At 62.8% G+C, this 15,211-nt stretch carries 9 protein-coding genes and 3 pseudogenes; 8 read left to right on the plus strand and 4 right to left on the minus strand.

Annotation, left to right across the window (positions count from 1 at the left end; translation table 11 throughout):
- Window positions 1–55: 55 nt before the first annotated feature.
- The gene (locus JFU04_RS02865) at window positions 56–1,345 is read left to right on the plus strand and encodes an MFS transporter (RefSeq protein WP_201143484.1); all 1,290 of its coding nucleotides are present in this window, start codon (window positions 56–58) and stop codon (window positions 1,343–1,345) included.
- A gap of 3 nt (window positions 1,346–1,348) precedes the next feature.
- Here JFU04_RS02865 and JFU04_RS02870 read toward each other — a convergent pair whose 3' ends face one another.
- The gene (locus tag JFU04_RS02870; RefSeq protein WP_106805243.1) at window positions 1,349–2,719 is read right to left on the minus strand and encodes a GntT/GntP/DsdX family permease; all 1,371 of its coding nucleotides are present in this window, start codon (window positions 2,717–2,719) and stop codon (window positions 1,349–1,351) included.
- A gap of 253 nt (window positions 2,720–2,972) precedes the next feature.
- On the opposite strand from JFU04_RS02870, the gene JFU04_RS02875 reads away from it, so the two are divergent.
- From JFU04_RS02875 to JFU04_RS02890, 4 genes and pseudogenes are all read left to right on the plus strand, one after another.
- Window positions 2,973–3,878, plus strand: coding sequence for a cation diffusion facilitator family transporter (locus tag JFU04_RS02875; RefSeq protein WP_201143485.1), 906 nt, complete (start codon window positions 2,973–2,975; stop codon window positions 3,876–3,878).
- A gap of 110 nt (window positions 3,879–3,988) precedes the next feature.
- Window positions 3,989–5,207, plus strand: a pseudogene (locus tag JFU04_RS02880) (TolC family protein).
- An 18-nt stretch (window positions 5,208–5,225) separates the two neighbouring features.
- On the plus strand, window positions 5,226–6,332 hold the full coding sequence (locus JFU04_RS02885; protein WP_120447567.1) for an efflux RND transporter periplasmic adaptor subunit: 1,107 nt from the start codon (window positions 5,226–5,228) through the stop codon (window positions 6,330–6,332).
- 18 nt (window positions 6,333–6,350) lie between these two features.
- On the plus strand, window positions 6,351–9,506 hold the full coding sequence (locus JFU04_RS02890; protein WP_201143486.1) for a CusA/CzcA family heavy metal efflux RND transporter: 3,156 nt from the start codon (window positions 6,351–6,353) through the stop codon (window positions 9,504–9,506).
- Here the strand turns inward: JFU04_RS02890 and JFU04_RS02895 are convergent.
- From JFU04_RS02895 to JFU04_RS02905, 3 genes are all read right to left on the minus strand, one after another.
- Window positions 9,421–10,857, minus strand: a complete 1,437-nt coding sequence (locus JFU04_RS02895) for a heavy metal sensor histidine kinase (RefSeq protein ID WP_065900426.1) — start codon at window positions 10,855–10,857, stop codon at window positions 9,421–9,423. The two genes, JFU04_RS02890 and JFU04_RS02895, sit on opposite strands and share 86 nt — an antisense overlap.
- Window positions 10,854–11,528, minus strand: a complete 675-nt coding sequence (locus tag JFU04_RS02900; protein ID WP_065900428.1) for a heavy metal response regulator transcription factor — start codon at window positions 11,526–11,528, stop codon at window positions 10,854–10,856. Before JFU04_RS02900 ends, JFU04_RS02895 begins: the two co-directional genes overlap by 4 nt.
- 341 nt (window positions 11,529–11,869) lie before the next feature.
- Complete coding sequence (locus JFU04_RS02905) at window positions 11,870–13,189, minus strand: OprD family porin (protein WP_201143487.1); 1,320 nt, start codon at window positions 13,187–13,189, stop codon at window positions 11,870–11,872.
- Between the two features lie 225 nt (window positions 13,190–13,414).
- Here JFU04_RS02905 and JFU04_RS02910 point away from each other — a divergent pair, with 225 nt between their 5' ends.
- The 3 genes and pseudogenes from JFU04_RS02910 to JFU04_RS30520 form a co-directional block, all read left to right on the plus strand.
- The gene (locus JFU04_RS02910; protein ID WP_065900430.1) at window positions 13,415–13,747 is read left to right on the plus strand and encodes a DUF2790 domain-containing protein; all 333 of its coding nucleotides are present in this window, start codon (window positions 13,415–13,417) and stop codon (window positions 13,745–13,747) included.
- A 194-nt stretch (window positions 13,748–13,941) separates the two neighbouring features.
- A pseudogene (locus tag JFU04_RS30515) lies at window positions 13,942–14,628 on the plus strand (PAS domain-containing protein); the annotation flags it as partial.
- A 111-nt stretch (window positions 14,629–14,739) separates the two neighbouring features.
- Window positions 14,740–15,168 (plus strand): annotated as a pseudogene (locus JFU04_RS30520) (methyl-accepting chemotaxis protein); the annotation flags it as partial.
- Window positions 15,169–15,211: the final 43 nt, after the last annotated feature.

A 15,211-nucleotide genomic window follows, 5' to 3' on the forward strand; every position in this document is an offset into this window, starting at 1 on the left:
CATCCGGCCCAGCTCATAACCTGCACGCCATTTTGTTTGTCTGCCGAGCCATCACATGACTGCCACCTTTTCTCCACAGGCGCAGCGTTTTTCCCGCTCCGACTACAAAACCCTGGGCCTGGCCGCCCTCGGTGGCGCGCTGGAAATCTACGACTTCATCATCTTCGTATTCTTCGCGCTGACCCTGAGCCAGCTGTTTTTCCCGCCGGAAATGCCCGAGTGGCTGCGCCTGCTGCAAAGCTTCGGGATCTTCGTCACCGGCTACCTGGCACGCCCGCTGGGCGGCATCCTGATGGCGCACTTTGCCGACCACCTGGGGCGCAAGCGCGTGTTCAGCCTGAGCATCCTGATGATGGCCTTGCCCTGCCTGCTGATCGGGATCATGCCCACCTATGCGCAAATCGGTTATTTCGCGCCGCTGATCCTGCTGGTGCTGCGGGTGCTGCAAGGTGCCGCGGTCGGCGGTGAAGTCCCCAGCGCCTGGACGTTCGTCGCCGAGCACGCGCCGCCGCACCATCGCGGCTACGCCTTGGGCTTCCTGCAGGCCGGCCTGACCTTTGGCTACCTGCTCGGTGCGCTGACCGCGACGCTGCTGGCGCAAGTCTTCACCCCGGCCGAAATCCTCGACTACGCCTGGCGTTTTCCCTTCCTGCTCGGCGGTGTGTTCGGCGTGATCGGCGTGTGGCTGCGCCGCTGGCTGAGTGAAACCCCGGTATTCCTCGAAATGCAGGCCCGTCGCCACGCGGCTGCCGAACTGCCGCTGCGCACGGTATTGCGCGACCATCGCGCCGTGCTGCTGCCGGCGATGGTCCTCACCTGCGTGCTCACCTCGGCCGTGGTCGTGCTGGTCGTCATCACCCCGACCATGATGCAGAAAACCTTTGGCATGAGCCCTAGCCACACCTTCGCCTTGAGCGCGCTGGGCATCGTCTTCCTGAACATCGGCTGCATCCTCGCCGGCCTGCTAGTGGACCGCATCGGCGCCTGGCGCGCGGTGCGGGTCTACAGCGTGTTGCTGCCGCTGGGGGTCGCGCTGCTCTACGCCAGCCTGATCAACGGGGGCGTGTGGCTCGGCGCGGCCTACGCCGTGGCGGGCTTGAGTTGCGGGGTGGTGGGCGCGGTGCCGTCGGTGATGGTCGGGCTGTTTCCGGCGCAGGTGCGGGTGTCGGGAATTTCCTTCACCTACAACATCGCCTATGCACTGTGGGCGAGCACTACGCCGCTGCTGCTGATTGCGCTGATGCCGACCAGCCCGTGGATTTGCGTGGGGTATTGCGTGGTGATGGGCGCGGTGGGGGTGGGAAGTGTGGCGCTGTTTGGCAAGCGCCACACCCTGGTTGGCTGAAACTCAGGTCAAAAAGTGCCAGAGCAGCAGGGTACCGATCAGGCCGACGACCGACACAATCGTCTGCAACACCGACCACACCCAGATCGTCTGCTTCAACTGCAGGCCAAAGTACTCACGCACCATCCAGAACCCGGCGTCGTTGACGTGGCAGAAGAACACCGAGCCGGCGCCAATCGCCAGTGCCACCAATGAACTCTGGGTGGCGGCCAACCCGGCCATCATCGGCGCGAGGATACCGGCCGTGGTGGTCGTGGCGACCGTCGCCGAGCCGGTGGCCTGGCGCAACGCCACGGCAATCAACCAGGCCAGCAACAGATACGGCATGTGGGCGCCTTCGGCGACTTTGCTGATGGTCTGGCTGACGCCGGCGTCGAGCAGGGTTTGCTTGAGGCCGCCGCCGGCGCCGATGGTCAGCAGCAACACGGCGATGGGCGCGAGGGCCTTGCGCAGGGTGTTGCCGACTTCGGCGCGCGGCATGCCGGCGGCCCAGCCCAGGCAGATCACGGCGGCTATCACCGCGAGGCCGAGGGCGATCAGCGGTTCACCGAGGAATTTCAGGGTCAGGCCCACCGTGCTTTCCGCCGGCAGGGCGACTTTGGCCAAGGTGCTGCCGAGCATCAGAATCACCGGCAACAGGATGATCAACAGCGACACGCCAAAACTCGGCTGGCGCGGCGCCTTGGGCGGTGCACTGAACAGTGCGCCGATGTCGGCCGGCTCATCCACGTGCAGGCGCTTGGACAGCCAGTTGCCGTAGAGCGGGCCGGCGAGGATCACCGCCGGCACCGCCAGGCAGAAGCCCAGCAGCATGGTCAGGCCGAGGTCGGCGTGCAATGCGCTCACTGCAATCAGCGGCCCGGGGTGCGGTGGCATCAAGGCGTGCAGGGTGGTCATGCCCGCCAGTGCCGGGATGGCGATTTTCAGCAGCGGCTGGTTCGAACGCTTGGCCATCACAAAGATGATCGGCACCATCATCACCAGACCCACTTCGAAGAACAACGGCAGGCCGATCACCATCGCCACCAGCGCCATCACCCATGGCAGCGACTTGCCCTTGCCCAACCCCAGCAGGGTGGTGGCGATGCGGTCGGCGGCTCCGGATTCCGCCATCAGTGCGCCGAGCATCGAGCCCAGGGCAATGATAATCCCGGCTTCACCGAGGATCGCCCCGGCGCCTTTGCTGAAGGCCTTGGCCACTTCTTCCGGCGGCAGTCCGGCACCGACCCCGGCGATAAAGGTGCCGATCAGGATCGACAGAAATGGTGGCAACTTGGTCGCGCTGATCAGCACGATGATGCTGGCGATGGCCAACAGGACGCAGAACATAAGGCGGGTGTCGTGAACCATCCACGCGGCAGTCGATAACTCCAAAACGGGACTCCTTATCGAACAGGTTGGGGAAATTGTTTCTTTTTGTTTCCTGCTCGAAAAGCATACCTGATACAACGGTTCCAGAGCGTACCTGTGCGATTTTGGTGCGCTCGACAGTAACGTGCCAATGGCCCGCCGATGACAATTGTGCAACCTATGGCAATGAGTCGGGCCTATAGCTCTATGCTCACTCACACACCTGTGGGAGCCGGCACGCCAGCGCCTGCCGCCAACAACATCAAGAGGGTTGCTCATGAGTGCAGGACACAGCCACGCCCAAGTACGCGCGGGCCACGAGCGCAAGTTATGGTTCGCCCTGGGGCTGACCACCAGCTTCATGATTGCCGAAGTCATCGGCGCCTTTGTCACCGGTAGCCTGGCGCTGCTGTCCGACGCCGCCCACATGATGACCGACGCCCTGGCCCTGGCGATTTCCCTGGTGGCCATTCAGGTGGCCAAGCGCGCCGCCGACCGTAAGCGCACCTTTGGGTATGCGCGGTTTGAAATCCTGGCAGCCGCTTTCAACGCGCTGCTGCTTTTCGCCGTGGCTTTTTACATTCTGTATGAGGCCTATCAACGGCTACAGGCACCTGCGCAAATCCAGTCCACCGGCATGCTGGTGATTGCGGTGCTGGGGCTGATCGTCAACCTGATTGCCATGCGCCTGCTCAGCGCTGCCAGCGGCGAGAGCTTGAACGTCAAGGGCGCCTACCTGGAAGTCTGGAGCGACATGCTCGGCTCCATCGGCGTGATGATCGCGGCGGTGGTGATCATGTTGACGGGCTGGGGTTGGGTCGACTCGCTGGTGGCGGCAGCCATCGGCTTCTGGGTACTGCCGCGCACCTGGAGCTTGCTCAAGGAAAGCATGAATGTACTGCTGCAAGGCGTGCCGGACGGTATCGATATCGACCAGGTGGAGCAGGCCATTCGCGCCATTCCCGGGGTCAAGGATGTGCATGACCTGCACATCTGGGCGCTGACCAGCGGCAAAAACGTGCTGAGCACACATCTGGTGACCGATTTGGCGCTGGACACTGAGCACAAGATCCTCAGCCAGGTGACGGAAATGCTGCATGAACAATTCGATATTTCCCACGCTACCGTCCAAGTCGAAGGCGACGGTTTTGCGCATGACGAACATGACGAGGTGCACGCCTGATCCTGGCTAACGGATTTGTAATGTTCTGCCCACCGCCCTGATAAGTACCGAAAGCTACATTGCCCCCCGCTGGGAAACCTCAGCGACTTCATGGGCGTGGAACTTTCGTTATGGCAATTTCTGTTAGAACACTGTTGGGGGCGGTGGCGTTGTGGGGCGTCGCTGCGGTGGCCCAGGCGCAGACCCTCACCCTCGATGCAGCCCTGCAAACCGCCTTCGCCAACAACCCCGACCTTGCCGCCGCGCAGTGGGACATCGACATCGCCGAAGGCGGTCGCCAGCAGGCGGGCTTGATCCCCAACCCGGTGGCGTCCTGGGATGCCGAAGACACGCGGCGCGATACGCGCACCACCACGATAAAACTGAGCCAGACCCTCGAGTTGGGCGGCAAGCGCGGTGCGCGCATTGACGTGGCCACGCGCGCCCAGGACGCCGCGGCGCTGACCCTGGAGCAGCGGCGCAACACGCTGCGCGCCGAGGTGATCGACAGCTATTACGGCGCCCTTCGCGCCCAGGAACGCCTCGACCTGGCGCAACGTTCCATGGCATTGGCCGAGCGCGGCCTGGTGGTCGCCAACGGCCGCGTCAGCGCTGGCAAGTCGTCGCCGGTGGAGGCCACGCGCGCCCAGGTGCAGCTGTCAGAGATCCGCCTCGAACTCAACCGCGCGCAGATGGGCCTCACCGACGCCTACCGCCGTCTGGCCGCGAGTACCGGCAGCGCGTCGACCGACTTCCAGGCCGTCGCCACACAGCCTCAGTCCACCCTCATTGCCGCCGGCGACTCAATTGCTCGCGCGCCTGGAACAGACCGCCGAGTTGCGCCTGGCCGAACTGCAGATCCTGCAGAACGAAGCCAGCGTGGGCCTGGAAAAAGCCCAGCGTATTCCCGACCTGGATGTGTCCATCGGCAGCCAGTACGACGCCAGCGTGCGCGAGCGGGTCAACCTGGTGGGCGTGTCGATGCCGATCCCGCTGTTCAATCGCAACCAGGGCAATGTCCTCGCTGCCAGCCGCCGCGCCGACCAGGCCCGCGACCTGCGTAACGCCGCCGAACTGCGCTTGCGCACCGAAATCCGCCAGGCCCTGGACCTGTGGCACACCGCCAATACCGAAGTGCGCGCGTTCAACCAGCAGATCCTGCCGGCCGCGCAAAGCGCGGTGGACAGTGCCACGCGGGGCTTTGAAATGGGCAAGTTCAACTTCCTCGAGGTGCTGGACGCCCAGCGCACGCTGATTGCGGCCCGCACCCAATACCTCACGGCAACCGCCCAGGCCACCGAGGCCTGGGTGCGTATCGAACGGATTTACGGCGACCTCGCCCGGTTTTGATTTTTTCTGGAGTGGCTTATGAACAAACGACACGGCGTGGCGCTTGCCGTCGCCCTGGGCCTGATGCTGTCTGGCGTGGCCGGCGCCGAGGAAGAGGAAGGCAAACTTGAACTCACCGAGCAGCAAATCGAAGCTGCCGGCATTCAGCTCGCCCAGGCCCAGCCCCGACAGATCAGCACGTTGCTGACGCTGCCGGGAGAGGTGCGTTTCGACGAGGACCGCACCTCGCATATCGTGCCGCGTGCGGCCGGGGTAGTGGAGTCGGTGCGGGTCAATCTCGGGCAATCGGTGAAGAAAGGCGAGCTGCTGGCGGTGATCGCCAGCCAGCAGATTTCCGATCAGCGCAGTGAGCTGGCCGCCAGTGAGCGGCGGGTCGAACTGGCGCGCACGACCTTCCAGCGCGAGCGGCAATTGTGGCAGGACAAGATTTCCGCCGAGCAGGACTACCTGCTGGCGCGCCAAACCCTGCAAGAGGCCGAAATTGCCCTGAACAATGCCCGCCAAAAGATGACGGCCCTCAGCGGCAGCGCCGTGCTGGTGGGCGGCAACCGCTATGAATTGCGGGCGCCTTTCGCCGGTGTGGTGGTGGAAAAACACCTGGGTGTCGGCGAGGTAGTCAGCGAAACCAGCAACGCGTTCACCCTCTCGGACCTGTCCCAGGTGTGGGTTACCTTCGGCGTGTTTCCCAAGGATCTGAACAAGGTCCGGCTCGGCAAACCGGTGAAAGTCAGCTCCACCGAAATGGGCACCGAGGTACTCGGCAGCGTGGCTTATGTCGGCAATTTACTCGGCGAGCAGACGCGCACCGCCACCGTGCGTGTGACGGTGCCCAACCCCGACGACGCCTGGCGCCCAGGGCTGTTCGTGACGGTGCAACTGGCCACCGACACCTACCAGGCCAAGGTCACCGTGCCGCAAACGGCGATCCAGACCGTCGAGGACAAACCGTCGGTATTCGTGCGTACCCCGGACGGTTTTATCACGCGCCATCTCGAACTCGGCCTGAGTGAAAACGGCTACGTCGAAGTGCGTCAGGGCCTCGATGCCGGGGCGCAAGTGGCCACGGTTGGCAGCTTCATCCTCAAGTCCGAACTGGGCAAGGGCTCGGCCGAGCACGCCCATTGATCCCGCGAGTGATTTCTCATGTTTGAGCGCCTTATCCAATTCGCCATCGAGCAGCGCATCATCGTGCTGCTGGCGGTGCTGCTGATGGCCGGTGTCGGCATCGCCAGCTATCAGAAACTGCCGATCGACGCGGTGCCCGACATCACCAACGTGCAGGTGCAGATCAACTCGGCGGCGGCGGGTTTTTCGCCGCTGGAAACCGAGCAGCGCATCACCTTTCCCATCGAGACCGCCATGGCCGGGTTGCCCGGCATGCAGCAGACCCGCTCGCTGTCGCGCTCGGGCCTGTCGCAGGTGACGGTGATTTTCAAGGACGGCACCGACCTGTTCTTCGCCCGCCAGTTGGTCAATGAGCGCCTGCAAACCGCCCGCGAACAATTGCCGGCCGGCATCGAGACCGCGATGGGGCCGATCTCCACCGGCCTCGGCGAAATTTTCCTGTGGACCGTCGAGGCCGAAGACGGCGCACTCAAGGAAGACGGCACGCCGTACACGCCGACGGACCTGCGGGTGATCCAGGACTGGATCATCAAGCCGCAACTGCGCAACGTGCCCGGTGTGGCCGAGATCAACACCATCGGCGGCTTTGCCAAGGAATACCAGATCGCCCCCGACCCCAAGCGCCTGGCGGCCTACAACCTGACCTTGAGCGACCTGGTCACGGCGCTTGAACGCAACAATGCCAACGTCGGCGCCGGTTATATCGAGCGCAGCGGCGAGCAGTTGTTGATCCGGGCGCCGGGGCAAGTGGCGTCCATCGACGACATCGCCAACATCGTCATCACGAGCGTGGAGGGCACGCCGATCCGGGTGCGCAATGTCGCCCAAGTCGAGATCGGCCGTGAATTGCGCACCGGCGCGGCCACCGAAAACGGCCGTGAAGTGGTGCTGGGCACGGTGTTCATGTTGATTGGCGAGAACAGTCGCAGCGTGTCCCAGGCGGTGGCGAAAAAACTCGAGAGCATCAATCGCTCGCTGCCCGCAGGGGTGGTAGCCGTCACCGTGTATGACCGCACCAACCTGGTCGAAAAAGCCATCGCCACCGTCAAGAAAAACCTCTTCGAAGGTGCGCTGCTGGTGGTGGCGGTGTTGTTCCTGTTTCTGGGCAATATCCGTGCGGCGCTGATCACCGCGATGGTGATTCCCCTGGCGATGCTGTTCACCTTTACCGGGATGTTCACCAACCGGGTCAGCGCCAACCTGATGAGTCTCGGTGCGCTGGATTTCGGCATTATTGTCGACGGCGCAGTGGTGATCGTCGAAAACGCCATCCGCCGCCTGGCCCATGCGCAGCAGCGTCACGGCCGCCTGCTGACCCGCAGCGAGCGCCTGCATGAAGTGTTTGCCGCTGCCAAGGAAGCCCGCCGCGCGTTGATCTTCGGGCAACTGATCATCATGGTCGTGTACCTGCCGATCTTCGCCCTCACCGGCGTGGCCGGGAAGATGTTCCACCCCATGGCCTTCACCGTGGTGATTGCCTTGCTGGGTGCGATGATTCTGTCGGTGACCTTTGTGCCGGCCGCGATTGCCCTGTTCGTCACCGGCAAGGTCAAGGAGGAAGAAAACCTGGTGATGCGCACCGCGCGCCGGGCGTATGCGCCAGTCCTGGATTGGGTGATGGGGCGTCGTCCGCTGGTGTTCGGCCTGGCCGTGTTGGCCATCGTTGCCTCGGGCTGGGTAGCCAGCCGCATGGGCAGCGAATTTATCCCCAGCCTCAGCGAAGGCGACTTTGCCCAGCAGGCCTTGCGCGTGCCCGGCACCAGCCTGACGCAATCGGTGCAGATGCAGCAGCAACTGGAAAAAACCCTGATGGCCCAGGTGCCGGAAATCCTGCGGGTATTTGCGCGTACCGGCACCGCCGAAATTGCCTCGGACCCGATGCCGCCGAACATATCCGACAGCTATGTGATGCTCAAGCCGAAGGACCAATGGCCGGACCCGAACAAGTCCCGCGAAACCCTGATCGCCGATATCCAGCACGCCAGTGCGATTGTGCCGGGCAGTGCGTATGAACTGTCGCAACCGATCCAGCTGCGTTTCAACGAGCTGATATCCGGGGTGCGCAGCGACGTGGCGGTGAAGGTCTTCGGCGATGACATGGCGGTGCTGAACGCGACGGCCGGGGAAATCGCCGAGACCCTGCAAAAGCTCGAGGGCGCCTCGGAGGTGAAGGTGGAACAGACCTCCGGCCTGCCGGTGCTGACCATCAATATCGACCGTGACAAGGCCGCGCGCTTTGGCCTGAATGTCGGCGACGTGCAGGACACCATTGCGGTTGCCGTGGGAGGGCGCCAGGCCGGTACGTTGTACGAAGGTGACCGTCGTTTTGACATGGTCGTGCGTTTGTCCGACGCACTGCGCACCGATATCGACGGCCTGTCGCGGCTGTTGATTCCGGTGCCGGCGCTGGCGGGTAACGCGGCCGGGCAGTTGGGGTTTATCGCCTTGTCCCAGGTTGCCAGCCTGGACCTGGTCCTCGGCCCGAACCAGATCAGCCGCGAAAATGGCAAGCGCCTGGTGATCGTCAGCGCCAACGTGCGTGGGCGTGATATTGGCTCGTTCGTGGCAGAGGCCGAAACGGCGATCAGCGCGCAGGTGAAAGTGCCGGCGGGTTACTGGACCACCTGGGGTGGCCAGTTCGAGCAGTTGAAGGAAGCCTCCGAGCGCTTGCGCATCGTGGTGCCGGTCGCCCTGCTGCTGGTGTTCGGGTTGCTGTTCATGATGTTCAACAACCTCAAGGACGGGCTGCTGGTGTTCACCGGGATTCCGTTCGCCTTGACCGGTGGGATCATGGCGCTGTGGCTGCGGGATATTCCGCTGTCGATCTCGGCGGGGGTGGGCTTTATTGCCTTGTCCGGCGTGGCGGTGCTCAACGGGTTGGTGATGATTGCCTTCATCCGCAACCTGCGCGAGGAGGGGCGTTCGTTGTCGGTGGCGATCCACGAAGGCGCGTTGACCCGTTTGCGCCCGGTGTTGATGACTGCGCTGGTGGCCTCCCTCGGGTTCATCCCCATGGCCCTGGCCACCGGCACCGGCGCCGAAGTGCAGCGCCCGTTGGCGACGGTGGTGATCGGCGGGATTATCTCTTCTACGCTACTGACCTTGCTGGTGCTGCCGGCGCTGTACCAGTGGGCGCATCGCAAGGAAGAGGAAACACCAGGTCGAAGCGCGTAAAGCGCCCGGGCTGGCTGCTGACGTCGGCGTGCCCCTGATGCAGGCGCATGATCGACTGCACGATGGCCAGCCCCAGCCCGGTGCCGCCCTCGGCGCGGGTACGGCTGCTGTCGGCGCGGTAAAAGCGTTCGAACAGGTGTGGCAGGTGGTGAGCTTCGATACCACGGCCGGGGTTGCCCACCGACAGCGAGACGCTGTGGTCGTAGCTTTCCACCAGCAGCAATACCGTGGAGCCCTCGGGCGTATGGCGAATCGCGTTGGACAGCAGGTTGGAAATCGCCCGCTGGATCATCAGGCGATCGCCCTTGATCCAGGCGTCGCCGCGCAGGCTCAGGGTCACGCGTTTGTCTTCGGCGCTCAGGGCGAACAGCGCCATGACCCGCTGCGCTTCGGCACCCAGCGACACCGCGTCGAAACCCGCCCGTGCAGCGGGGTGGCTGACCTGGGCGAGAAACAGCATGTCGGAGACGATGCGCGACAGGCGTTCCATTTCCTCGGCGCAGGATTCCAGCCCGGCCTTGTAGGCCTCGCCGGGACGCTCGCGGGACAGGGTCACCTGGGCCTTGCCCATCAGGTTGGTCAGTGGCGCGCGCAGTTCGTGGGCGAGGTCATCGGAGAATTGCGACAGCTGCTGCACACCGGCGTCTAGGCGATGCAGCATGAAGTTGATGCCTTCGGCCAGCTCACCCAACTCCTTGGGCAGGTTGTCCAGCGACAAACGGTGTGTCAGGTCCTGGGTACTGACCTTGGCTGCCACGCGGCTGAACTGCTGCAGCGGCGCGAGCCCACGTTGCACCAGCCACCAGGCGCCCATGCCGATCAGGAGCAGCAGCATCGGCAGCGCGATCACCGTGGAGCGCAGGTAGGCACTGAGCAGGGCCTCATCATCGGAGCGGTCCAGCGACAGCAGCACGCGCACATTTTCGCCGCTGCGCAACGGCATCAGCCGCGTGGCACTGAGGATGCGATTGCCGCGCCCATCCACCCAATTGAGGTAGGCCAGGGTCTTGCCGGCGGGCACGTCGAGCAACAGCGGTTGCTGGGGCTTGGCACCGACGCTGAGCAGCACCGGTGCATCGGGGGCGCCGCCGATGATGGTCAGGTAGATGTTGTCGTGGCCCATCACCAGGTCGAGCAGCGAATGGGGGCGGGCGGCAATATCGTGCGGCTTGAGGTCCTGGCCGAGGCTGTGTTCCAGTTGCTCCAGTTTGTTTTCCAGGCCCTTGCGCGCGAGCTTGTCCAGCTCGTGGGTCAGCGCCAGGTAAGCCAGGGTCGCCAACAGCACGACCAGGCCGGCGCCCATCAGGCTGACCGTCAGGCCCAGGCGCATCGACAGGCTGCTGGTCCTCATGGGCGTGCCTCCAGCACGTAGCCGACGCCGCGAATGGTGTGGATCAGTTTGACCTCGCTCTGGTCATCGACCTTGCCGCGCAGGCGACTGATGGAGACTTCCACTACGTTGGTGTCGCAGTCGAAGTTCATGTCCCACACCAGGGAGATGATCTGCGTGCGAGTCATCACTTCGCCGGCCTGGCGCATCAACACGTGCAGCAAGGCGAACTCCTTGGTGGTCAGGTCGATCCGCCGGTTGCCGCGATAGGCGCGATGGCGGCGCGGGTCCAGCTCCAGGTCCGCGACACGCAACACGTCCGGCAGCGGGATGTGCTCGCTGCGCCGCAGCAACGTGCGCACACGGGCCAGCAGTTCGGGAAACTCGAAGGGCTTGACCAGGTAATCATCGGCGCCCATGTCCAGGCCCTTGATCTTGTCGGCCAGCCGGCCGCGTGCCGTCAGCATCATCACGCGTTGATTGCCGTCGCGGCGCAGCTGTTCCAGCACCTCCCAACCGTCGGTGTTGGGCAGGTTCACGTCGAGGATCACCAGTTCATAAGTGTGCTGCCTGGCCAGGTGCAGGCCATCGATGCCGCTGGCGGCGCAATCGACGACATAGCCACTTTCGGTCAGGCCTTGTTGCAAGTAGTCAGCGGTTTTCTGCTCGTCCTCAACCACAAGGATACGCATGGGGGGATTACCTTTTTTTACGAGAGGGGAGGTCCATGTCCTTATGGAATGACGTGTTCGGGGTAGGGGGAAATTCTCAACCGTGAAGTCGCTTCAGGGTCAACTGCGACCATCGGCCGCATAAGGGCGTGTGCAAAAAAAACGCCCCGACCGGGGCGTTAAAAATCCATCTCTTTCCAAAGGAGCTACACAAAAGCTTCAGAGATGAATGTGCTCGGTGTATGACGCGTTGAGTCCACTATAAGAAGTTCAACTTAACGGGAAGGTGGGCCCAATATTACAGTTCTGATACCTGGCTATTTGTGAACAGATGTTAGTTAACCGCGAACGACTGTAACGACTCACAGCGCCACCAGCGGGTATTCGGCAATCAGGCGAACTTCCTCCAGGTCGGATTCGAACGCACTGGAGCGCACCGTGGCCTGGCGCAGGCGCAGCGACAAGTCCTTCAGCGTGCCACTTTGCACCACGTACTTGGCCTCGACATCCCGCTCCCAGCGACGCTGGTCGGTGAGTGGATTGCCGGCCGCGTCGCGGCGCATATACACCGCGTTGGCGTCGCTGTAGTCGGCGCCGGTGCCCTTGCCGTAGCGGGTCATGAACGACAGGCCGGGAATGCCGAAAGGCTGCATGTCCAGGTCGTAGCGCAGCATCCACGAGCGCTCCTTGGGGGAGTTGAAGTCGCTGTACTGGATCGAGTTGTTGAGGAAGATCGAATCCGACTGGCGCAGGTAATCGAAGTCGTCATCACCGTTGTTGCGCTGGTGCGACACGGCCAGGCTGTGGGCGCCAACCTTGACGCCGAGCCTGGCGCTCCAGATGGTGTTGTCGAATTCGCCAAGCAGCTTTTTGCCTTCATCCACGGCCTTGTAAAGGTTGACGTCGCCGAACAGCGAGACGTCGTCGGTCAGTGGGTAACTGGCAGCGCTGCCCGCGTAATACTGGTCCCAGGCGTCTTTCAGGCGGCTGCTGTAGAGGCTGAAGCTGAGGTGCTGGTTGAGGCTGTAGTCGCCGCCGAAATAGCTGATCCAGGGCGAGTCGACCTTGCCTGCATAAAACGTTGCAAAGCCTTTATCCATGCCGCTTTCGCTGGGCTGGCTCATGCCGCTCAAACGCCCGCCCTGCAGGCTCAGGCCTTCCAGGCTGGTGTTATGCACGGTCACGCCACGAAAGCTTTCCGGCAGCAGGCGCGAATCGCCATAGGCCACCACCGGGTTCAGCGGGAATACATCGCCGGCCTTGATCACCGTGTCCAGCACGCGCAATTTCGCCGCGCCGCCGACCTTGCTGTAGCTGTCTTCGGGATGGTTGTCGCTGTCCACCGGCAGCACGCCGAACGAACCTTTGCCACCGCTGCGGCCGGTGCCCGAGTCGAGCTTCAGGCCGACCATGGCAAACGCATCCAGGCCAAACCCCACCGTGCCTTGGGTGAACCCGGATTCGAATTTACCGATGAACCCCTGGGCCCAGGCTTCGGAGTAGCCGTTGCCGGTGGGGCTGGACTGGCCCTTGCGGTCATCGCGATTGAAATAGAAATTGCGCGCCAGCACGTTCACGCTGCTGCCTTCGATAAACCCTTCGGGTTTTTCTTCGGCTGCCACGGCGGCCAGCGGCAACGTGGCGACCAGTGACAGGGGAAGGGTGTAATAACGGATCCGCATGTTTCGCTCCTCGGTATTGGCAGTGATCAGCTTCTTATGGAGGCGGGCGTTCTTATTGATCTGGCCCGGGCTGATAGTTGCAAACCGTGGATAACGACTGGGTGGCGGCAACATTACAATTCTGGAAACTGGTGGCCACCTAACAAATAAGTAATGTTCTGGTGAACATCGCGTCAGGGTTCGCTGGTTAGTCTCGGCACTGAACTTTCAGTCGAGGAACCTGTGATGAACTTTTATGCAATCGCCCTGGGTGTATTTACCGCAAGCCTGTCATTGGGCGCATTGGCCGAAGGCGGCGGTGATCGCACTTTTGCGTTGATGATGGAGCGCAATGAAAAAGCCATGGCCGACTACGCGGTGAAAAACGGCAAGCCGGCGCCCGAGGTGCAGGCGTATCGCTACGGCATGAAACTGGACATTGCCAAGGTGATCAACGTGACGCCGCCGATCCGCGCGTGCAATCCCGTGCCCTCGCGCATGACCTATGAAGACTCCCGCGGCAATCTCAATACCCTGGAATATCAAGTGATGGGTGTGTGCCGAAATAACGGCAGTTGATGGATCCAAAAAAACAGTGGGGCCCACGCAAAAAAGCGCTTCAGAAAACGCCGCCAGCGCCGATGCAGGTCAGATCACTCTCCCCAAATGACCATCGGTGCCCCATGTTCAACACCCGTTTGAAGCAGGAGCTGTCGGCTCTTCGCGAAGAATTGTCCAGCTTGCAACAGGTCAAGGAGAGCCTGGAAAGCGAAATGCTGTGCCTGACGCTGGACGCCGAAGGCCGGGTGGAGTGGGCCAACGCCAACTTCCTGCAGGAACTGGTGTACGCGTCGAGCAACATTCTCGGTCGTCCGATCGAAGACCTGGTGCCCGATCACGTGCGCAATGATGAATTCCATCGTCGCTTCAAGAACGCCCTGGTGCGCGGTGAGCATTTCGCCGGCACCGTGCGCCTGATGCGCGGCAATGGCCAGGAGGCGTGGCTGCGCTCGATCTTGCAGCCGGTGCGCAGTTCGGAAGGGCGCATCAAGCATTTTTCGATCTACTCCAGCGACCTCACCCGCACGATCGAGGCCTCTCGCGAGCATGAAAACCTGATCACCGCGTTGGTGCGGTCCACCGCCGTGATCGAGTTCGACCTGGGCGGGCACGTGCTCACCGCCAACGATCGTTTTCTCTCCGGCATGGGTTACAGCCTCGCGCAGATCCAGGGCAAACATCACCGTATGTTCTGCGCGCCTGAAGAGTACAACAGCGCCGAATACCAACACTTCTGGAAGCGCTTGAACGCCGGCGAGTTCGTCGCGGCGCGCTTCAAGCGTGTGGACAGCCATGGCCGCACGGTTTGGCTGGAAGCCACCTACAACCCGGTGCTGGATGCCAACGACCGGCTGTACAAAGTGGTCAAGTTCGCCACGGTGATCACCGACCAGGTCAATCAGGAGCAAGCCGTCGCTGAAGCAGCGAACATTGCCTACAGCACGTCGTTGCACACCGACAGCAGTGCCCAGCGCGGTACCACGGTGGTGACACAGGCGGTGGACGTGATGCGCGATCTGGCCAAGCACATGCAACAGGCCGGCGAGGGCATCGAGGCGCTCAACGCTCAGTCCCAAGTGATCGGCACCATCGTCAAGACCATCAGCGGCATCGCCGAGCAGACCAACTTGCTGGCGCTCAACGCCGCCATTGAAGCAGCGCGTGCCGGTGAACAAGGGCGGGGTTTCGCGGTGGTGGCCGATGAGGTGCGCCAGCTGGCGTCACGTACCAGCAAAGCCACCGAGGAGATTGTCGGCGTGGTGCGGCAGAACCAGGACATGGCCCGCGATGCGGTGACCCTGATGACTGATGGCCGTCTGCAAGCCGAGCAGGGCCTGGCCCTCGCGGCGGAGGCGGGCACGGTCATCGTCGAAATCCAGGACGGTGCGCAAAAAGTGGTCAGTGCAGTGGGACAATTCGCAAACCAGTTGTCGAGCTGAGCCGTGGGGCTTGTGCTTGAGGTATCGTAGGTTTTTTCCGCTT

It is taken from the genome of Pseudomonas sp. TH21 (genome assembly GCF_016651025.1).
Lineage (GTDB): Bacteria > Pseudomonadota > Gammaproteobacteria > Pseudomonadales > Pseudomonadaceae > Aquipseudomonas > Aquipseudomonas aylmerensis.